Origin of the sequence: Cytobacillus sp. FSL W8-0315 (assembly GCF_038002905.1) — a bacterium.
Lineage (GTDB): Bacteria > Bacillota > Bacilli > Bacillales > Cytobacillaceae > Cytobacillus > Cytobacillus pseudoceanisediminis.
Genome location: NZ_JBBOOC010000001.1, coordinates 4,550,202 through 4,569,926, shown reverse-complemented (window position 1 = coordinate 4,569,926; position 19,725 = coordinate 4,550,202). Strand labels below are relative to the sequence as shown.

The 19,725-nt window shown below is 40.6% G+C and carries 15 protein-coding genes; 9 read left to right on the top strand and 6 right to left on the bottom strand.

From position 1 onward, the window contains the following. Positions 1 to 86: 86 nt before the first annotated feature. Positions 87 to 3,008, top strand: a complete 2,922-nt coding sequence (locus tag MKY20_RS23380) for a bifunctional diguanylate cyclase/phosphodiesterase (protein WP_251266741.1) — start codon at positions 87 to 89, stop codon at positions 3,006 to 3,008. A 355-nt stretch (positions 3,009 to 3,363) separates the two neighbouring features. Here the strand turns inward: MKY20_RS23380 and MKY20_RS23375 are convergent, their stop codons facing one another. Beyond that, positions 3,364 to 3,927 (bottom strand): DUF2777 domain-containing protein, encoded by a 564-nt coding sequence (locus MKY20_RS23375; RefSeq protein ID WP_009331273.1) that lies wholly within the window; start codon positions 3,925 to 3,927, stop codon positions 3,364 to 3,366. Between the two features lie 157 nt (positions 3,928 to 4,084). Here MKY20_RS23375 and asnB point away from each other — a divergent pair, with 157 nt between their 5' ends. After that, complete coding sequence (gene asnB, locus MKY20_RS23370) at positions 4,085 to 5,932, top strand: asparagine synthase (glutamine-hydrolyzing) (RefSeq protein ID WP_251174418.1); 1,848 nt, start codon at positions 4,085 to 4,087, stop codon at positions 5,930 to 5,932. Positions 5,933 to 6,108: 176 nt separating this feature from the next. On the opposite strand, the gene MKY20_RS23365 is transcribed toward asnB, so the two are convergent. Both MKY20_RS23365 and MKY20_RS23360 read right to left on the bottom strand, forming a co-directional pair. Further along, on the bottom strand, positions 6,109 to 7,458 hold the full coding sequence (locus MKY20_RS23365) for an MATE family efflux transporter (protein WP_009331271.1): 1,350 nt from the start codon (positions 7,456 to 7,458) through the stop codon (positions 6,109 to 6,111). Between the two features lie 125 nt (positions 7,459 to 7,583). Further along, positions 7,584 to 9,353, bottom strand: a complete 1,770-nt coding sequence (locus MKY20_RS23360) for an alpha-glycosidase (protein WP_009331270.1) — start codon at positions 9,351 to 9,353, stop codon at positions 7,584 to 7,586. Positions 9,354 to 9,670: 317 nt separating this feature from the next. Here MKY20_RS23360 and MKY20_RS23355 point away from each other — a divergent pair, with 317 nt between their 5' ends. From MKY20_RS23355 to MKY20_RS23335, 5 genes are all read left to right on the top strand, one after another. Continuing rightward, entirely contained in the window at positions 9,671 to 10,963 is a 1,293-nt protein-coding gene (locus MKY20_RS23355; protein WP_009331269.1) for an extracellular solute-binding protein, read from the top strand. Between the two features lie 299 nt (positions 10,964 to 11,262). Next, positions 11,263 to 12,546 (top strand): carbohydrate ABC transporter permease, encoded by a 1,284-nt coding sequence (locus MKY20_RS23350; RefSeq protein ID WP_341003139.1) that lies wholly within the window; start codon positions 11,263 to 11,265, stop codon positions 12,544 to 12,546. 2 nt (positions 12,547 to 12,548) lie between these two features. Further along, a complete protein-coding gene (locus MKY20_RS23345; RefSeq protein ID WP_009331267.1) occupies positions 12,549 to 13,391 on the top strand; it encodes a sugar ABC transporter permease in 843 nt (280 codons plus the stop codon). A gap of 94 nt (positions 13,392 to 13,485) precedes the next feature. Continuing rightward, positions 13,486 to 15,024, top strand: coding sequence for an alpha-amylase family glycosyl hydrolase (locus tag MKY20_RS23340; protein WP_251174417.1), 1,539 nt, complete (start codon positions 13,486 to 13,488; stop codon positions 15,022 to 15,024). Positions 15,025 to 15,144: 120 nt separating this feature from the next. Continuing rightward, a complete protein-coding gene (locus tag MKY20_RS23335) occupies positions 15,145 to 16,191 on the top strand; it encodes a LacI family DNA-binding transcriptional regulator (RefSeq protein ID WP_009331265.1) in 1,047 nt (348 codons plus the stop codon). A gap of 183 nt (positions 16,192 to 16,374) precedes the next feature. On the opposite strand, the gene MKY20_RS23330 is transcribed toward MKY20_RS23335, so the two are convergent. After that, positions 16,375 to 17,244, bottom strand: coding sequence for an SDR family oxidoreductase (locus MKY20_RS23330; RefSeq protein ID WP_251174416.1), 870 nt, complete (start codon positions 17,242 to 17,244; stop codon positions 16,375 to 16,377). Positions 17,245 to 17,364: 120 nt separating this feature from the next. Here MKY20_RS23330 and MKY20_RS23325 point away from each other — a divergent pair, with 120 nt between their 5' ends. Then, entirely contained in the window at positions 17,365 to 17,868 is a 504-nt protein-coding gene (locus MKY20_RS23325; protein WP_071157551.1) for a GNAT family N-acetyltransferase, read from the top strand. 119 nt (positions 17,869 to 17,987) lie between these two features. Here MKY20_RS23325 and MKY20_RS23320 read toward each other — a convergent pair whose 3' ends face one another. Then, on the bottom strand, positions 17,988 to 18,479 hold the full coding sequence (locus MKY20_RS23320) for a YajQ family cyclic di-GMP-binding protein (protein WP_009331262.1): 492 nt from the start codon (positions 18,477 to 18,479) through the stop codon (positions 17,988 to 17,990). 158 nt (positions 18,480 to 18,637) lie between these two features. On the opposite strand from MKY20_RS23320, the gene MKY20_RS23315 reads away from it, so the two are divergent. Further along, positions 18,638 to 19,501 carry a CvfB family protein gene (locus MKY20_RS23315; RefSeq protein WP_009331261.1) on the top strand — a complete coding sequence of 288 codons (864 nt, stop codon included), beginning with the start codon at positions 18,638 to 18,640 and terminating at the stop codon, positions 19,499 to 19,501. Positions 19,502 to 19,546: 45 nt separating this feature from the next. On the opposite strand, the gene MKY20_RS23310 is transcribed toward MKY20_RS23315, so the two are convergent. Next, entirely contained in the window at positions 19,547 to 19,678 is a 132-nt protein-coding gene (locus MKY20_RS23310) for a DUF3941 domain-containing protein (RefSeq protein WP_009331260.1), read from the bottom strand. Positions 19,679 to 19,725 lie beyond the last annotated feature (47 nt).

Here is a 19,725-nt window from a genome sequence, read left to right as displayed (position 1 = left end):
AAATGGGAGTCTCTGCTGTATAAGGAGCGTTCCTTTAGCGGGTAACTGGCATTTTTCTAATGATCTTACTGTGATGGTGGGTTTTTATGGCAAAGACGATTTCATGTTTATATAAGAATACCAGCCAGCTGAATAGGTTTATAGACTTGAACGAATTAGATGAATATCCTAATTTGCTGGTGCAGGTTTTTACAGGAAACCCTGAAAGTCTAAATATCGCGAAACTTCAAAAAGAACTGGCAGACAAGCTTCCATTTGCACAAATAGCAGGCTGTTCGACTTCTGGTGAAATTCATGAAGGCCGGATTACGGAAAAACAAACAGTGATCTGCTTTACTGTCTTTGAAAAAACAGAATTAAAATCTTTCCTGTTTAACAGGACTGATTTTAAGAATAGTTATGAAATGGGCAAGACCTTAGCACGGGAACTTGCTATCTTCAATACAGAAGCTGTAATTATTTTCCCTGCTGGATTTGATGTAGATTCCACAGCCTTGCTGGAGGGGATTAATGAAACCCATCCAGATATAGTGATTTCAGGGGGCCTTGCGGGAGATAATGGCTTATTTCAGGAGGGCTTAGCTTTTACTCAAGATGGACTCACCAGCGATGGGCTTGCAGCAGTTGCGCTTCAAAGCGGCCATCTTTCAGTCCGTCCGTTTGCAAATTATCAGTGGCAGGAGATTGGAAAAAGCTTTACTGTTACAAAGGCCGAAGGATCTATCATCTATTCCTTAGATCATAAGAAGCCCTTAAATATTCTAAAGCACTATTTGGGTGAGGCTTTTATTAAGGATTTACCGGAATCAGGTACTGAATTCCCTTTCCTGTTAAAGTACCGCGGGGAAAAAGTTTCTGTTTTTATTATAAAACTACTCGGAAATGGTGCTATTAAAGTAAACAGGAAGGTTGAAGAAGGAGACACACTCACGTTTGCTTATGCTAATCTGGAAGACATCATTGAACGGTCTTTACAGGAATTAAAAGAGCTTGACCAGTTAGCTCCTGAAAGCATATTTATATACAATTGTATGGCACGAAAACAGTTTGCAAGAGATTTTACGGAAAAAGAACTGGAGATGTTCCAGGGGATAGCCCCGGCGAATGGGTTCTTTTCATACGGGGAAATTTCTTTCCGAAAAGGCAGAGTGCCGCAGATGGTCGGACATTCTCTTACATATCTTGCTCTATCAGAAAATGTTGCTGAATCAAAAAAGAATCAGCCAAAACTATATTCTTATGAAAAGACGGCCCAATTTAAAACGATTACTTCTTTGACTCATTTAATGCATGCTTCTCAGGATGATATTAATGCATTAAACAGCAGTCTGAAAATGTCTGAACAATATTATAAATCTCTATTTGATAATAATGCAGATTTTGTTTATTCAACCGATTTGAAGGGGAATTTCACAAGTATTAACCCTGCATTCGAGAAAACTTTTGGGTTCATGCAGGATGAAATAATCGGAAAAACAGCTCTTTCATATGTGTGTGATGCGGATGTGCCAAGGGTCAGAATGCACTTTTACCGGGCGTTAAGAGGGAAAGAGCAATATTATAACGTTTATATCAATACAAAATCTGGCGAAACCAATCTTTTTCAGCTCAAAAATATTCCGATTACTGTTAATGGGGAATGTGTAGGTATTTATGGAATTGGCAGAAATATTACAGAACAGAAAAAGATTGAAGAGAAGATAACAGAACTGGCTTTTTTTGACCGGGATACGGGGCTGCCAAACAGAATGAAGTTTACAGAACAATTGGAAATGCAATTAAAGAGAGCCAGAAAAAAACAGAAGAAAATTGCCGTTCTTTCTATTGATATCGACCGATTTAAAATCATAAATGATAGTCTGGGTCACTTTGCTGGGGATATGGTGTTAAAGGAAATTTCCGAAAGAATAGAAAGGGTTTTGCCATCGGGTTCTTATTTGGGAAGGTTCAGCGGTGATAAGTTTACTTTAGTATTATCAAGGGAAGCAACTATCGAGAAGGTTATGAATGTCTCCAAAAAGATATTAGATGAAATATCGCATCCTATATCTCAGTCGAATCAGGAGTTTATTGTCACTGCCAGCATTGGTGCGAGCCTGCATCCAGATGATGGGGCCGATGAGCATTTGCTGCTGAAAAATGCGGATATTGCCACAAATCGCTCCAAGCAGCAGGGAGGAAACAGGGTCACCTTTTTCTCAATGGAAATGAATCAGCAGGCAATGGTCAGACTTGAGCTTGAAAGCTACTTAAGAAAAGCTTTGCAGAAAAATGAATTCTTTCTATGCTATCAGCCCTTAATTGATCTTGACACTGGCAATTTATACGGGAGCGAAGCCCTAATCCGCTGGAATCATCCAAAACTTGGACTTGTTTCACCCGGTGAATTTATTCCTCTTGCAGAAGAGACAGGTCTCATTAAGGATATCGGCGGCTGGGTATTGCGGTCGGCTTGTAAACAGAATAAACGTTGGCAAATGCTTGGCTATAAATCGCTTTCCATCTCTGTGAATGTATCGGCCTATCAATTCCAGCAGCCAGGATTTCTTCAAGAAGTTAAGATGGCATTGGAACTTTCCGGTATGGAGCCGCAATATTTAACATTGGAGCTGACGGAGAGCACGATGCTGAGAAATGTTGAGCACAGTATACAAGTCATGCAGTCGCTGCAGAATATAGGAGTCAAAGTATCAATTGATGATTTTGGCACAGGCTATTCTTCCCTAAGTTATTTAAAGGACCTTCCAATCAATACATTAAAGATCGATCGGTCTTTTATTAATAATCTGCGATTAAACACATCCGATGTTGCCATTGTAAAAGCCATCATCACCATGGGACACGGACTTGCTGTTAAAGTCGTGGCAGAAGGGGTGGAAACACAGGAGCAGATTGAGCTGTTAAAAGAATTGAAATGCCATTATGCACAAGGCTTCTATATTCATAAGCCGCTTATGACCAGTGAGTTTGAGGAAGGCTTATCTAAATATGCCCAAACGCACAGCTAGAATAAAGAAACAGCAGCACCGCCATTAAAGGCAGGCTGCTGTTTTTTTATGAAAAAAGTATAAGATTTTGAACGTCGAACTAGTGCAATCTGCCTACCCCCTCGAGATCACAAGCTTGTGTTGTTTCGGCTCATAGGGACTCGGGGTCATAAGCCGTTTCCTTTCAGAAGGAAGAACACCTTCTTTCAGGAACCGTCTTATGCCTGAGGCCCGCAGGATGCAGGTCATGCAGACGTTGCCACAGGACAAGGAAAGCTACGGAAGCGATACTTCGCACGACCGAAAGCGTTAGCTTTTGGGAGGACGTGGCGTTCTTAGTCTGCTTTCCTTCGTGGTCAAGGCGCTTCCGTATTTCTTATGAAGAAATCTTTTCAATAACCATTCTTTTTCCGCTGTTTAAGGTAAATTCAAACCGATCACTCATTTTTTCATAATAGCAAAAATGGTGCTGCACATTGCAAATATGATCCTGATTATCAAAAACGATAAAATTCACACCGCTTTTTCTGTCTTTATCATTGAAAAATGCCAGCTGATTATAGCAATAAATACAGTCATAAACCGAAAATTGCATGGAATTTAAAGTGGTTACGAACTGGTAAAAGGCATCATCATTCATTTCCTCCAGTAATCTCTCGAGGGAGAAAACAAGATGTTTTCGGATGCGGATCGAGTCCTGATTCTTTAAGTGGAATATTTCATCATCAAAGGCCACTTTGCCATCCTCAAATAAAATGCCTTTCTTCCACCGTTTAAAGCGAAATATTTCCATTTCCTGATGGAGGAATTCATCCAATAATGATGCTTCATCTGTTTCATGGTCGAAAAAAACCCATTGTTCATTAATATACTCTACAGTGCCTTCTGTAAAAGCACGGGATTGATATTCAATAAGCTTTGTTCGCTGCTGTCTATTCATATAAAACCTCCATTAACTTCCTCAACTTCTTTTTAGACAGTTTTGGCGATTTTTATAACCGCTTGTATGTGGACAATTAACTTTTTTCTAGGCTGTGCATACAATAGCATCATGAAAAATGTGCCCATGCGATTCCGCTTTGAAAGGATGATGTAAAATGTGTGGAATTACCGGCTGGATTGATTTCCAAAAAGATATGAGAAAAGAAACGGCAGCAATTGGAAAAATGGCGGATACGCTGGCAAAGCGGGGTCCAGATGAAACAAACATATGGACAGATGTGCATGCTGGATTCGGCCATAAAAGGTTAATTGTTGTAGACCCGGCAGGCGGAAAACAGCCAATGACTAGGGAAAAACATCAAAACCGCTATACTATTTGCTATAATGGAGAGCTTTATAATACGGAGGATCTCCGTAAAGAACTCCTTATAAAAGGATATTCGTTTGATGGCCATTCTGACACTGAGGTTTTGCTGACTTCTTATATAGAATGGGGAGAAAATTGCCTTCAATTTTTGAATGGCATCTATGCTTTCGCTGTATGGGATGAGAAGAAAGAACAATTATTTATAGGCAGGGACCGTTTAGGGGTAAAACCTTTATTTTATAGAGAAACGAAGCAGGGCATTATATTCGGATCTGAATTGAAGGCTATTTTGGCCCATCCTGATGTTAAGGCTGAAATCGGCAGGGAAGGTCTGGCAGAAGTTTTTGGACTGGGGCCATCAAGATCCCCAGGGTCAGGAGTTTTCAGAGGCATTGATGAATTAAGGCCTGCACATGCGCTGACCTTTTCGAGAAATGGACTGAAGGTATGGCGTTATTGGAATGTAAAAAGTGCGCATCATGGGGATAATGTTGAGGAAACTGCTGAACGAGTGAGAGAATTATTTACGGATGCTGTAACAAGGCAGCTGGTCTCGGATGTCCCTTTATGCACGTTCCTTTCCGGCGGTGTGGATTCGAGTGCGATTACCGCTATTGCGGCAAAAGCTTACGAAAGAGATGGAAAAGGCCAATTGAACACTTATTCGATAGATTATGAGGGAAATGAAGAGTTTTTCAAGGCAAATGAGTTTCAGCCCAATTCGGATGGAGCATTTATCCGAAAAATTTCCCAGTCCTTTAATACGAGACATAACAGCTGTATAATCACCCAGCAGAAGCTGGCAGAGGATTTAATCGAATCCGTGCATGTAAGGGATCTTCCGGGCATGGCTGATGTCGATTCCTCCCTGCTATGGTTTTGCAGGGAAATAAAAAAGGATTTTGTTGTAAGCTTATCAGGTGAATGCGCGGATGAAATATTTGGCGGCTATCCATGGTTCCATAGAGAGGAAGACTTAAAGCGCAAGGGCTTCCCGTGGATGAGGTCGCTCGAAGCCAGACAGGGGCTATTGAAAGAAGATTGGAGGAAGAAATTAAATATCCATGACTATGCCATGGAAAAATATCTTCAGGCAATCTCTGAAACCCCTGCCTTAGACGGGGAAAGCAAGGAAGACGCAAGCAGGAGAGAACTTTTCTATATTAATATGATTTACTTTATGACGACCCTTTTGGACCGTAAGGACAGAATGAGCATGGGGGCGAGCCTTGAAGTCCGGGTGCCTTTTGCCGATCATCGATTGGTGGAATATGTATGGAATATTCCGTGGGAGATCAAAATGCATGGAAACCGCGAAAAAGGAATCCTGCGCAAAGCACTCGAAGGCATACTGCCGAATGAAGTCTTATACAGAAAGAAAAGCCCGTACCCTAAAACGCATAATCCGGAATATACGGGAGCAGTCCAAAAGATGCTCACTGGATACCTGGAAGACCGGTCATCCGCTCTGTATGAATTCTTTGATTACAGCCAGCTGAAGAATATAATAGAATCGGGCGGTGACTCATTCCAGGAACCATGGTTTGGGCAGCTTATGACTGGTCCTCAGCTGTTAGCACATCTTGCACAGATTCATATTTGGTTTAAAGACTATAATATAAATATTTTAGAATGAAAAAACAGCGGCAGTCTTAACTGCCGCTTTCATTATGGGGGTCATGCAGACGCTGCCGCAGGATAAGGAAAGCTGCCGCAGCGATACATCGCACGGCCGAAAGCGGTAGCTTTTGGGAGGACGTGGCGTATTTAGTCTGCGTTCCTCAGTGAGCAAGGCGCTTCCGCTTTTCTTATTTAGACTGCTTTTGATGACACAAACGATTTGTTAACCCAGACTCTGGATCTCCAGCGCCATAACATGAGTAATCCTCTAAGCCATTCATCGGCAATAAAAGCGATCCAAATGCCGGCAAGTCCCAGTCCAAAATGAATTCCAAGAACATAGGAAAGGGTGACGCTTACACCCCACATGGACAGGATCCCCATATAAACGGGGAATTTTACATCGCCGGCTGCGCGGAGGGAGTTAATGACGACCAAATTAAACGATCTGCCGGGCTCCAGGAGTATGGTTAGAAGAATGAGAACACTGCCAATCTTTATGATGTCTGGATTAGAAGTGAATATGCCCATCAATTCTTCTGAGAATAAGGAGAAAATAACGGCTGTTCCGAACGAAATCATGATGGCAAGGCGCAGACTTTTCATGCACCTTTTATAGGCTGCCTCATAATCCTTTCCACCTACCATATGGCCTATCAAGATTTGAGTGCCCTGGCTGATGGCAACACTGAAAAGGAAAATGAACATCATAATATTTTGTGCATAAACTTTTGCAGTCAGAGCTTCTGTACCCAGAGCAGCGATGAAAATGGTAATGACCATCTGCGACCCATTATAGGATAAATGTTCACCTGCTGAAGGGATCCCGATTCTTAAAAGATTTTTGATATGTTTTTTTGGAAAGCGGAAAAGTAAGCGGAACGGAAGCGCTTTTTCTGTTCTTCTAAGCAGGACAGCGACAGCAGCAGCAAATCCGATCAATCTGCTGATGACAGTGGATATCGCCACTCCTTCTACACCCAATACAGGAAAGCCGAATGGGCCAAAAATGAATAAGTAATTGCCTATAACATTTAATATGTTCATGCCGATGGTAATGTACATAACATCTCTGGTAAACCCATAACTTCTGATGATGGCTCCAATTGTCATAATTAATGCCTGGACAAAGGATAAGCCGCCAACGATGACCAAATAGGCGTTTGCCTGGCTTAAAAGTTCCACCGGCAAATCCATCATCCGGAGCAGCGGTTTGCCAGATACATATAGAAGGATACTTAAGATGATTCCAAATACAAGGTTTGCCCCTAAGGAGACAATTGAAATTTCAGCAGCTGTTTTATTATTTTTTGCGCCTAAATTTTGAGCAATAAGGATGGACGTCCCAGTTGCAACAAATCCAAACATGACGATCACGAGAGAAAGGATCTGATTTGCCACACCAACTGCAGCTACGGATTCATCCGAATATTGCGAGAGCATAAGCGTATCAGCATTCCCCATAAGCATGTGAAGCAATATTTCTATAAAGATCGGCCAGGTTAATGCAAATAATGTCAATTTTTTCTGGTTCTTAGTCATGGTTATTCTCCCTGTTTGTAAATAAATTTTCATGTAAATAGGAGGGGCCGACGACAATTAAAAACGAAAAAAGAAAAGCCTTAAGGTCTTGCCCTTAAGAACTTTCCTTACTTCAATCAGGTTTCCTATTTATTGAAGCTGGCGGGGAAGGACAGGATTTCAAACCCAAACCCATCAAGCTGAACTTTAAGGTTCTCCGCTTCTGCTGCAAATTCTTCGTCTGTAAGCATATTAGTAACTTTTACACCTTTCAGCGGATAAGGCAAAGTAACTTCCGCATTTTCATCCGCAGGATTGGCGAGCACGATGATTGTTTTAAAGTCATCGTATTTGCGGTAGGCAACTACATTAGAATCAGTTTGAATAAATTCAAAATGGCCATCATTTGCCAGCAGCTTTTCCTCTTTCCGCAGCTTAATCAGCCTTTGAATATGAGAATGTAAATCACGATCCTGTTTTTCCTCATCCCATTCCATGCATTTTCTGCAGCCGGGATCCATTTCACCGCTTAGCCCAATTTCATCACCATAATATATGCATGGTGAACCCATAAAGGTAAATAAAAGTGTATAAATAAGTTTTACCCTGTCTTTATCCTCTTCGCATTCCGTTAAAATTCTGGGTGTATCATGGCTTCCAACCAGATTGAATGCAGCTTCATAGACATTGGCCGGGTAGCTGTGGATTTCAGCGGTCATATTGTTGGCGAATTCAGTTCCGGTAATGGATTTTTTTGCAATTAAATTAAGCAAGTTCGTGGTAAAAGGATAATTCATGACAGCATCGAACTGGTCTCCGCGCAGCCAGGGCATAGAATTGTGCCAGATTTCCCCTAAAATATAGAGATCTGGTTTAATTCGTTTAACAGTCTGTCTGAATTCACGCCAGAACTGATGGTCAACTTCATTGGCCACATCCAGCCGCCAGCCGTCGATATCAAATTCTTCAATCCAGTAACTGGCCACTTTGAGCAAATAATTTTTTACCTCTGGATTATGTGTATTCAGCTTTGGCATTTGCTCAACAAAAGCGAAGGTCTCATAATTAGGATACTCCCCGCCTTTTAGCGGGAAACTATGAGGATGGAACCAATCTTTATATCTTGATTTTTCTCCTTTCTCAAGCACATCCTGGAAAGGGGGAAAATAGTATCCGCTATGGTTGAAAACAGCATCGAGCATCACTCTAATATCCCGCTTATGGCATTCTTCAACCAGTCTTTTTAATGTATCCTTTGAACCGAACTGGGGATCAATTTCCAGATAATCTATTGTATCATATTTATGGTTGGAAAATGCCTTAAAAACAGGCGTGAAATAGATGCCGGTGATGCCAAGCTCGTGAAGATAATCAAGATGTTCAATGACACCTTCAAAATCACCGCCAAAAAAGTTATCCTTAGAAGGCTGTTCACTGCCCCAGGGAAGAACTCCTTCGGGGTCATTGCCGCGATTCCCGTTAGCAAATCTTTCTGGGAAAATCTGATACCAGACTGTATCCTTCACCCAGGAAGGAGCTTTAAATACTTCTTCAGGATGCAGATAAGGAAAGTTGAAATAATAACCTGAATCAGAAGGAGCCTCCTCGTAAAAACCTTTTTCGGTCAAAATTAATTTTTCTTCACCAGACTTTAATTGAAAGCCGTATCTGGATCTTCTATGTGGCGGGTCAATATATACATGCCAATAATCATGAATGCCATCAGATCCGGATTTCTTCATTTCCGTTTTTTCATACTGCCATTTTCCATCTGCCCAAAGATATTGATCACCGTGTATTAAAGTGACTTCAGAAACATCTTCTTTCTTTGTTTGCAGTCTAATATGTAAGGTTTTCTTGCTGATGGGATAAACATAATGATCAGCAGGATAATGTATGATAGCTGCTTTTTCCATTGAAATTCCCCTTTCAAAGTGCAATCGCTTGCATTATACCATATGAAAGAAATGAAAATATAGTAGAGAAATGAGTATCAATCTTTTGAAATTAATTTTCGCTTAAAAATATTTAGAAAAAAGTAGTTGTAAAAGCCCAAAAACCTTGTATAATAAAAATTAGAAATTGTGCAATCGTTTTCATTAAGCGGTTTCATTGGGTAATAGTTTAAGTGAACGCTCATATTTTTTAGAAATAGATAAAAGCGTTTACACTTTTGTGCAAACGGTTGTACTTTTTGCATTACTCAACAGATTTATTTAAAGGGGGCAATATCATGAAAAAGTCACTATCTTTCTTTATGATGCTGGTATTAGTGATCGGAATGCTGGCAGCTTGCGGTCCTCAGCGTGAGGCACAGCCGGAAAACACAGATAAAGATAACGGCACAAGCGAAAACCAGGCTGAAGAGCCAAAACCGGAAAAATTAGTAGTTTGGGAAGACACAGATAAAGGCATAGCTTTAAAGCCTGCCATTGAGTCTTTTGAAAAAGAATATGGAATTAAAGTTGAATTTAAAGAGTTGGGCATGGCAGATAAGATCCGTGACCAATTAAGACTTGATGGACCTGCGGGAAATGCACCTGACGTTGTTACACTTCCTCATGACCAGATTGGCCAGGTTGTAACTGAAGGTCTTCTTCAGGAAATCCAGGTAGAAGACAGTGTTCTTGATACTTTCACAGAATCATCCATCACTGCTCAAATGTTTGACGGAAAATTATATGGTCTTCCAAAAGCAACTGAAACACCAGTTTTCATCTATAATAAAGCATTAATGGAAAAAGCTCCTGAAACAATGGATGAGCTTTACACTCAAGCTAAAGAATTGACGGCTGGCGGACAGTACGGATTCCTGGCTCTATTCGATAACTTCTATTTCGCACACGGACCTATTGCTGGCATGGGCGGATATGTTTTCAAGGAAAATGACGGTGCATTAGACCGTGAAGATGTAGGCTTAAACAACGAAGGCGCTGTTGAAGGTGCTGAGTTCATTCAAAAATGGTACAGTGAGGGCTTATTCCCTAAAGGAATCATCGGGGAAAGCGGCGGAGCAGCAATGGATGGCTTATTCAATGAAGGAAAAGCTGCTTCTGTTATGAATGGTCCATGGGCACTTCAAGGCATGAAGGATGCAGGAATTGATGTTGGAGTTTCTGTAATGCCAAAGCTTCCTAACGGTGAGCCTGTTAAAACATTCATGGGTGTTAAAGGCTGGCATGTAACTGCATTCACTAAAAACCCTTATTGGGCAACAAAATTTGTTGAGCATATTACAAATGAAGAAAACTCAAAAATCCGTTTCGAGACAACTCAGGAAATCCCTCCTGTAAAATCTCTTATTGAAGATCCTGTAATTGCAGATAATGAAGCTGCAAAAGCAGTCGCAGAGCAATCTCAATATGCTGTTCCAATGCCAAACATTCCTGAAATGGCTGAAGTCTGGGGACCAATGGCCTCTGCACTTCAAACGATTGCAACAGGAAAAGCTGAACCAAAGGCAGCACTTGACGATGCAGTAAAAACGATTAAAACAAATATCGAAACAAATCACCCTGCCAAGTAAATCTTGACAGACAAAGGGCGGTACCTCCCAGGAGGTATTGCCCATCATTTTTATATAATGCCAAAAAAAGCAGAAGGAGCCCGCTTGGCTTAGCTCCAAGAGCCGCTGTTGTCTGGAGCTAGACAGTTAATCAACTTCAGAATTAATACATTCATATCTTTAAATAGAAGCGGCAGAAGCCGCTTTCCTGTTCCTCTTTAAAGCAACCGTTTGCACAAAAACAGCCGCTATTATTTTGGAAATGAATTATAATAATAGAAAATACTTTCTCCTATAAAGAAAGGGGAGGCCACAGCCATATGGAAACAAAAAAAATGACATCCAATCATGGAAGAAATGCTGCTCTATTATCCATCCTGCCTGGATTTGGACAGTTTTATAATAAACAATTCGTGAAAGGTGCCATATTCTTAATTCTTACTGTTTCGTTCTTTGCAGCATTCTATGACACACTAAATTGGGGATTCTGGGGACTTATTACACTGGGGGAAATTCCAGTTCTGGACCACTCAATTTTTCTCCTGATCGATGGAATTATCGCACTGATTGTAACAGCATTGGGACTTATCATATATGCTTTCAATATTTATGATGCATATAATAATGGAAAAAAACGTGATTTGGGGCTGAAATTAAACAGTGTCAGGGAACAGTACCACAATCTCCTTGATAATGGTTTTCCATATTTAATGATATCACCAGGATTTTTTCTCTTAGTTTTCGTAGTTATTTTTCATATCTTATTCGTAGTTCTTCTTGCATTTACAAACTATGATCTATATCATTCTCCGCCTGCAAAACTGGTAGATTGGGTTGGCATTCAGAATTTTATCGATATCTTCAAGCTGGATTTATGGAGAAAAACCTTCTTTGGCGTAATGGGCTGGACAATAGTCTGGACTTTTGTAGCTACCTCTTTGCAGGTAGCTCTGGGTATTTTCCTGGCAATTCTCGTTAACCAGAAGGATCTTAAAGGGAAAGCGATTATCCGAACAATTTTCATTCTCCCTTGGGCAGTTCCTGCATTTATATCGATCCTGATTTTCTCAGGGATGTTCAATGAGACATTTGGTGTGATTAATAAAACGATTCTGGATGCAATTGGCATCGGTCCTGTTCCATGGATGACAGAGGAAAATTGGACACGTTTAGCATTAATTTTCATTCAGTCATGGCTTGGATTCCCGTTCATTTTTGCTATGACAACAGGTGTGCTGCAGTCCATTCCGGATGAGCTTTATGAAGCTGCAACAGTGGATGGTGCAACGATCCTGCAGAAATTCACAAAAATCACTCTGCCGCTGGTTCTTTTTGCAACGGCACCCATTATCATTACTCAGTATACATTCAACTTCAACAACTTTAATGTTATCTTCTTGTTTAATGGCGGGGGACCGGCCATTCCGGGCCAAAATGCCGGCGGTTCGGATATTCTTATATCCTGGATTTATAAACTGACAATGACTTCTGCCCAATACGGCAAAGCCGCTGCAGTTACCATGATCCTATCACTCATAGTCATCACGGTAGCCCTATGGCAGTTTAGAAGAACAAAATCATTCCAAGAAGAGGATTTGATGTAGCTATGAGCATGAAGAAAAATAAAATTATCCGGCTGACTTTTTCCTATGTAATCATTACCTTGATGAGCTTTATTGTGATTTATCCGCTTTTGTGGGTAGTGGGTTCTTCCTTAAATCCAGGCCAAAGTTTGTCGGGATCCACAATGTTTCCTGAAAATCCGACATTAGACCATTACAAATACCTTTTTGATTCAGATAAATCCAATTATGTTAAATGGTACTGGAATTCTTTGAAAATAAGTACATTGACCATGATTTTAACGGTTATTACAGTATCCTTCACTGCGTACTCATTTTCCCGTTACCGCTTTATCGGAAGGAAAAATGGATTATTAACTTTCCTGATACTGCAAATGATACCCAACTTTGCAGCGCTGATTGCCATATTTGTATTAGCGACAAGAACAGGTTTAATTGATACACATCTTGGATTAATCCTTGTGTATGTCGGCGGACAGATTCCAATGAATACCTGGCTGATGAAGGGTTATCTCGATACGATTCCAAAAGAACTTGATGAATCTGCGAAAATGGATGGTGCGAGCCATCTGCGTGTCTTCTGGCAAATTGTTATGCCGCTGGCAAAACCAATTGTTGCGGTAGTTGCGCTATTTTCATTCATAGCTCCTTTTGGGGATTTTATCCTTGCAAGAATTTTATTAAGAACAGATGAAAAGTTCACAATGGCTGTAGGATTGTATGAAATGGTTGCGAAGCAATTTGGAAATGAATTTACAAAGTTTGCTGCTGGCTCTGTTTTAATTGCCATTCCGATTGCTGCACTGTTCCTTATGTTCCAAAAATACTTTGTATCTGGTTTGACGGCAGGGGGAACAAAAGGCTAATCTTAAAGGGCTGAAACTTTACTGGCCGCTGCAGTCTGCGAACTGAACTGGATTGCAGTCTCTCAGCGGCTTGAAAAATGAAGGAGGAGCGGCGATGAATAAAGGAATCATAACCTTCATCTTAATCCCGTTTCTTCTTTTTTATGCCCTGCCGGCAGGAGCAGCTGAAAAAGAAGAGCGTAAATGGCAAGATGAAACATTTTATTTCTTAATGGTTGACCGATTTAGCAATGGAGATCCCAACAATGACTTTAAAGTCGATGTTCAGGACCCAAAAGCTTATCATGGCGGAGATTTTAAGGGGATTACAGAACGCCTGGATTATATTAAAGATATGGGGTTTACCGCAATTTGGCTGACTCCTGTTTTTGATAATGAAGAGAAGGGCTATCACGGTTATTGGATTAAAGATTTTTATAACACGGAAGAGCACTTTGGCACAATGGATGAATTCAAGCAGTTAGTCCAAGAAGCTCACAAAAGAGACATGAAAGTGATTTTGGACTTTGTTGTAAATCATGTGGGCACCAATCACGAATGGGTTAATGACCCCGGGAAAAAGGACTGGTTCCATGAAAAACAAGATATCATCAACTGGACGAATCAATCTGAGATTGAAAATGGCTGGATTTATGGACTCCCTGATTTAAAGCAGGAAAACCCTGAGGTACAAAACTATTTAATTGATGCAGCAAAGTGGTGGATCGAAGAAACGGATATTGATGGATATCGTATTGATACTGTAAAGCATGTTCCAAAATCATTCTGGACCGAATTCGCCAAAAATGTAAAGTCAGTCAAAGAAGACTTTTATTTGCTGGGGGAAGTATGGTCGGATGATCCAAAATATATTGCTGAATATGAAAAAACAGGAATAGACGGCTTTGTTGATTATCCTTTAAATGATCATTTAAGAACTGCCTTTGCAGAGCCTGACAAATCGTTAAGCTGGCTTTTTGCAAACTGGGACCGAAATAAGGCATTTTATGAAAATCCCTATCTAATGGGAAGCTTCATGGATAATCATGATACTGTCAGGTTCACTCGGGATGCTATCACAAAAAATCATCATCCGGGTCCAAGGTGGAAACTTGCCTTAACATACATGTATACCACACCTGGGATTCCAATTGTCTATTATGGAAGTGAAATAGCTATGGATGGCGGTGAGGACCCTGACAACCGCAGGCAAATGGATTTCCGTACAGATAAAGAACTGATTGATTATATCGCAAAACTTGGGGAAGTTAGGCAAATGCTGCCATCTTTAACAAGGGGCGACATGGAACTGCTGGAGGAAAAGGACGGTTTTGCCGTTTATAAACGGAATTACGAAGATGAAACAACGGTTATTGTGATCAATAATTCAACAAAGTCACAGAAAGCGGTACTTGATTCCACTCAATTAGAAGAAGGAAAAGAGCTTCGCGGCATGATTGCTGATGATCTCATCCGAGATAAAGACGGAAAATATGAGATGATCATTGACCGGGAAGAGGCTGAAGTATATGTTCTGGCAGAAAAATCGGGATTGAATATTCCGCTGATTGCAGCACTTGCAGCAGTTTATTCAGCCTTTATGATTTTTATCTATCTTTTATGGAAGCGGTCAAAACAGAAGAAATCCGAGTAATTTTGGCATTAGAGCCTCCCCTTCTTCCTATTCCTGTTAACTGTTTAAAAAAGGAAAGAAAATCAAACCTGTTTTGATTATAATATTAATAACAGAGACCTCACGGAGAGGGTGATTCTATTGGCAGTCACAATTAAAGATGTAGCAAAGATGGCAAAAGTTGCGCCTTCTACTGTTTCAAGGGTAATTGCCAACAATCCTCGCATCAGCGAGAAAACTAAGCAAAAAGTCAGGGAAGCAATGGAACAGTTAGGATATCATCCGAATTTTATTGCCCGAAGCCTTGCAAGCCAATCAACCCGCGCAATTGGGCTGATAATGCCCAGTTCTACGGATGTTGTATTTCAGAACCCCTTCTTTCCAACTGTCCTTAGGGGTCTGAGCGAGGGAGCCCATGAAAGGCATTATGCTCTCCATATGACAACCGGGAAAACAGATGATGAGATCTATGAAGGTGTTGTCCAAATGGTACAGGGCGGCCGGGTAGATGGAGTGATATTGCTGTATTCAAAAGTGGAGGATAAAGTTCTGGCCTTCTTAAAAGATAGGGATTTCCCATTTGTTGTTATTGGCAAGCCTTTTTCGGACGAAGAAGAAATCACTTACGTGGATAATAATAATTTCCGTGCAGCCAAAGAAGTAACGGAATATTTGATTAAGCTGGGCCATAAGCAAATTGCGTTTGTCGGCGGAAACTTGAATCTAACTGTTACAGTTGAACGTCTGCTCGGCTATGAAAAAGCATTAAGGGATGCTGGAATTGAACTGGTAAATGAGTATATTGTTCATGAAGAATTCTTAAAAGAAGGAGGCCAGGAAGCTGTCAGAGAACTCATTTCCCTGACAAAACCTCCAACCGCCCTTGTGGTTGCCGACGATTTAATGGCATTGGGTGTCCTGAATACTCTGGATGAAATGGGTATAAAAGTTCCTGAAGATATGTCTATCATCAGCTTTAATAATGTGCTTCTGGCTGAAATGTCCAGACCTCCTCTAACTTCTGTCGATATCAATATATTCGATTTGGGATTTGAATCTGCCCGAAGCCTTATATACAGAATTGAAAACCCGCGGGAGCCTGTAAAGCGCATTATTATTCCCCATAAAATTGTAAAACGCTGCTCATGCAGCAGTCCGAAAACTGAAGAACCACAGATTGTATCGTAAAAAAGGGAAGCCTGATGCAGGCTTCCCTTTTTTATCGCCGTCTAACGGTCAGTAAGACTCACCAATGGAAGACTCCAGAGGATTCATAAGAGATCATTGGGAGTCAAACTGCCCGTATAGGCCAGATTGGTTCAACTAACAATCAGAGGGGTTAGTTGAACCCTTTCTGATTGAAGTTTCACTCTACCCGTTTACAATAGTGCCCCCATTGACATGAATCATCTGGCCGCTCACATAAGATGAATCATCACTGGCAAGATAGACATAAGCCGGAGCTAATTCATAAGGCTGTCCTGCTCTGCCTATTGGGGTATTTGATCCAAATTTTGATACCTTATCCGCTGTGAATGTAGATGGAATAAGCGGTGTCCAAATAGGTCCAGGAGCAACTCCATTTACGCGAATTCCCTGTCCAGCCAGCGATTTGGCCAATGAGCGTGTAAAGGAGACAATCGCTCCTTTTGTTGAAGAATAGTCGATTAGCTGCTCGTTGCCTTCATAAGCTGTTATCGAAGCAGTATTGATAATTGAGCTCCCTTTTTTAAGGTGAGGAAGTACTGCTTTTGTCAGATGGAAGAATGAAAAGATGTTTGTTCGGAATGTTTTTTCAAGCTGTTCAGCAGTGATATCGAGCAGGCTTTTTTGAGGATGCTGCTCGGCTGCATTATTAACCAGTACATCGATTTGCCCAAATTTATCAAGTGTTTTCCTGACTGCATCCTTACAGAATGTTTCGCTTCCGAGATCTCCGGAGATCAGCAGACAGACCTGTCCTTCAGCCTGAATGGCCTCTTTAGTCTTTTCTGCGTCTTCATGTTCTTCCAGATAGACAATCGCCACGCTGGCTCCTTCTCTGGCAAAATAAATGGCGGCTGATTTTCCGATGCCGCTGTCTCCGCCTGTTATTAAAACAACTTTTCCTTTTAATTTATCGGACCCTTTATAATTTGGATCAACAGTTTGGGGCTCAGGCTGCATTGGCGCCTCTGTGCCGGGCTGATGATCCTGATGCTGAGGCGGAAATTCCTTTGGATTGTTTTGAGTATTAGACATTACGAAATCCCTCCAAATCATTAATACTCTTTTAATTCCATTTTATTATGGTAAAAAAACATGGAAATTATTTGCATTGCTCTTATATAATGGATTTAAAAAAGGGTGGTGGAACAGGATTTGGAGATTCGATCAGCTGACAAAAGTGATGCAGAAGCCATTTTGGCGCATTGCCGGAAAGCATTTGGAGAAACTGATTTTTTAATGACTGAGGCGGATGAGTTTAATTTAACAATTGAAGAAGAGGAAGCGTGGATTGAGCAGAGCATAAGAACTGGAGATCTTATTTTATTAGCGGAAGTTGACAATGAAGTGATTGGAATGCTGAACTTTCGGCGTTCAAAAAGCAAAAAGGTAAACCATCTGGGTTATTTCGGGATTACAATACAGAAGAAGCATTGTAACCAGGGACTGGGAAGCAAAATGATGGAGCAATTTTTGAAGTGGGCGCAAGAGGAACCGGGTCTTGAAAAAGTATGCCTGGAAGTCTTTTCGTATAACCAAAGAGCAATCCATCTGTACAAGCGATTTGGATTTCAGGAGGAAGGACGCAAAATTAAACATATTAAAAGAAGCGATGGGTCTTATGCAGATGAATTAATGATGTATAAATTTGTAAAATAACCCTTAGCATTCTTTCTCAAACGGTGAAAATTAAAAAATCAGCAAATAAATTCATTTAAAGCAAGCTGGTTTTTCTGAAAAATTATAAAAGCAAACGGATTTTCTCCGTTTGCTTAAAATTACCGATAATTTACGAATTGAACATCAACAGTCAAATCTGCCTCTTTAACAGCAGCAATAATCTTCTGCAGGTCATCGCGGTTTTTGCCGGTTACTCGGACCTGATCATCCTGAACCTGGCTCTTCACCTTTAAACCGCTGTTTTTAATAAGGGTATTGATCTTCTTGGCATTGTCTTTATCAATTCCCTGGACAAGCTTTGCTCTTTGGCGTACAGTTCCGCCTGATGCCCCCTCAATCTTGCTGTAATCAAGATTTTTTACAGGTATGCCCCTTTTTATCAATTTACTCAATAAAACATCTTTAAGCTGTTCCATTTTAAATTCATCATCAGATAGAAGCACGAGCTCTTCTTTATCGAGCTTTATATCACTTTTGCTGCCTTTAAAGTCATAACGGGTGGAGATTTCCTTCATGGCAATATTAATGGCATTGGTTACTTCAGAAAAGTCAACTTTGGATACAATATCAAATGAGCTTTCTTTAGACATGACAGCCTCCTTGGAGATAACATTTTAAGTTTCACTTCTTGTCCTTATTATAGTAAAATATAGCAGTTCAAACAACTTTAGGAGTTATGTGATCTTAATTGGGAAAGATTTAATATAATGAATATTTGTTTACTGGAAACTAAGAAGGAGGAAAAGGGATGGCTTTAGAAGAGAATTTAGGCCGTGCTGCTAAACTGATTGTTTCAAGGGAAGCGGCTTTTGGCTATTTTTTGACGGATGGAGAGGAAGATGTTCTTCTTCATCAGAACGAGACAGATGAAAAGCTGGAGGAAGGACAGGAAGTCGAGGCTTTTCTTTATATGGACTCTCAGGGAAGAATTGCAGCAACAACTGTGATTCCGGAAGTTCAGGCTGGTACATATGGATGGGCGCATGTAAGTGATGTAAAGCCCGGCATCGGTGTATTTATCAACATCGGCATTCAGAAGGACATGCTCCTCGGTGAGGAAGATTTGCCTGTACATGAAGCCGTCTGGCCGATTGAAGGGGATAGGTTATACATTACACTCCGGGTGAATAAGAATAACAGAATTTATGTAAAAATGGCTACTGATCCTGTCATTACAGATATTTCAATAAAGGCAGCCAAAAGTGATTTTAATAAGAATATTCACGGACATATATATAGAACTGCAAAGGTTGGGAGCTGGATTTATACAGCTGAGGGCTTTAAAGGCTTTATCCATGAATCCCAGCGCAAAAGGGAGCCCCGTCTTGGCGAAAAAGTTGAGGGACGGATTGTTGATGTGAAAGAGGACGGAACAGTGAATGTTTCCCTTATACCCAGAAAACATGAGGTATTGGACGATGATTCCGAAAAAATCCTATCTTATCTTGAAAGCCGCAATGGTGCGATGCCATTTGGCGATAAAAGCGCGCCAGAAGATATACAGGAGCGTTTTCAGCTAAGCAAAGCTTCTTTTAAAAGGGCCTTGGGAAGGCTTATGAAGGAAGGCAAGGTTTATCAGGAAGATGGATGGACATATATAAAGAAAGACTAATTCACAATCTAAAAACGGACAAGCCAATGCTTGCCCGTTTTATTATTATAGATGATCTGTCTTTTTGGAATATTGGTTTTTCCCGGCTTTGCGGTTTTTCTCGCGCATCATATTTTTTTCGTGAAGAAGCGCATTATTGTCTTTTGCTTTTTTATCATTATCGGAAGTATGCGGCATAATAATAATACTCCTTTCACACTGAGAGGTTTATCCTTCAGAATATT

Bases quoted from the DNA above. Each gene is read 5' to 3' on its own strand.
- MKY20_RS23380 (WP_251266741.1), top strand. From the start codon at position 87: ATGGCAAAGACGATTTCATGTTTATATAAGAATACCAGCCAGCTGAAT.
- MKY20_RS23375 (WP_009331273.1), bottom strand. From the start codon at position 3,927: ATGAATAGACAGCAGCGAACAAAGCTTATTGAATATCAATCCCGTGCT.
- asnB (WP_251174418.1), top strand. From the start codon at position 4,085: ATGTGTGGAATTACCGGCTGGATTGATTTCCAAAAAGATATGAGAAAA.
- MKY20_RS23365 (WP_009331271.1), bottom strand. From the start codon at position 7,458: ATGACTAAGAACCAGAAAAAATTGACATTATTTGCATTAACCTGGCCG.
- MKY20_RS23360 (WP_009331270.1), bottom strand. From the start codon at position 9,353: ATGGAAAAAGCAGCTATCATACATTATCCTGCTGATCATTATGTTTAT.
- MKY20_RS23355 (WP_009331269.1), top strand. From the start codon at position 9,671: ATGAAAAAGTCACTATCTTTCTTTATGATGCTGGTATTAGTGATCGGA.
- MKY20_RS23350 (WP_341003139.1), top strand. From the start codon at position 11,263: ATGGAAACAAAAAAAATGACATCCAATCATGGAAGAAATGCTGCTCTA.
- MKY20_RS23345 (WP_009331267.1), top strand. From the start codon at position 12,549: ATGAGCATGAAGAAAAATAAAATTATCCGGCTGACTTTTTCCTATGTA.
- MKY20_RS23340 (WP_251174417.1), top strand. From the start codon at position 13,486: ATGAATAAAGGAATCATAACCTTCATCTTAATCCCGTTTCTTCTTTTT.
- MKY20_RS23330 (WP_251174416.1), bottom strand. From the start codon at position 17,244: ATGTCTAATACTCAAAACAATCCAAAGGAATTTCCGCCTCAGCATCAG.
- MKY20_RS23320 (WP_009331262.1), bottom strand. From the start codon at position 18,479: ATGTCTAAAGAAAGCTCATTTGATATTGTATCCAAAGTTGACTTTTCT.
- MKY20_RS23315 (WP_009331261.1), top strand. From the start codon at position 18,638: ATGGCTTTAGAAGAGAATTTAGGCCGTGCTGCTAAACTGATTGTTTCA.
- MKY20_RS23310 (WP_009331260.1), bottom strand. From the start codon at position 19,678: ATGCCGCATACTTCCGATAATGATAAAAAAGCAAAAGACAATAATGCG.